This window comes from Gordonia sihwensis NBRC 108236, from assembly GCF_000333035.1.
In the GTDB taxonomy this organism is placed as follows: domain Bacteria; phylum Actinomycetota; class Actinomycetes; order Mycobacteriales; family Mycobacteriaceae; genus Gordonia; species Gordonia sihwensis.
In genome coordinates this window covers 1-604 of the sequence record NZ_BANU01000062.1, presented here as the reverse complement: position 1 = coordinate 604, position 604 = coordinate 1, and the positions used below count along the sequence as shown (strand labels likewise).

Below are 604 nucleotides of genomic sequence, written 5' to 3'. Positions count from 1 at the left end.
TTATCTGTAACTTGGTTACGGTGTATCTGACTGTGAATCACATGACGGTTTAGATTGTGGGTGACACCCCTCCAGTCGGGTGTACCCGTCGATAGGGCTTACGTGGGCGTCGAGGACCGGCGTGGAGTCGTTTGAGATTGGCAGTCGGGGGCCAGCAGAGGATTGGTTCCGTGATTCATCCGGTAAGTCGTTCCCGATGTCACACCCGGGCGAACTCTCCGGGAGTTCCCTGATGCGGTTGCCGGGTCTGGGATGCTGCAATCGAGGTATGCATGTGGGCGAGCATGTATTGGTGAGTATTTCTCGGCAACTTGGGCGACCTGCCGGGATTCGCGGTCGAATCGTTGGCCGGGTAGTGAATCGACGCAATCGTGAACCTATCGCTGCCGCGGTGGAGGCTGCTGGAATCCGGGCGGGTCAAGTAGTCGCCGATGTCGGGTTCGGTGGTGGTGTCGGATTAGGGTTGTTGCTTGATCGTGTAGGGCAATCGGGCATGGTGCACGGATTCGAGATCTCCACAACGATGATCGACGGCGCACAGAGACGCTTCCGTCGCGAGGTCCAAACGCGGAGACTGTCACTGACTGCCGCGCCGATGGAGGCA

General features: G+C 58.6%; 1 pseudogene. It reads left to right on the top strand.

Annotated elements, in window-relative coordinates:
• Nucleotides 1-268: 268 nt before the first annotated feature.
• A pseudogene (locus GSI01S_RS20430) lies at nt 269-604 on the top strand (SAM-dependent methyltransferase); the annotation flags it as partial.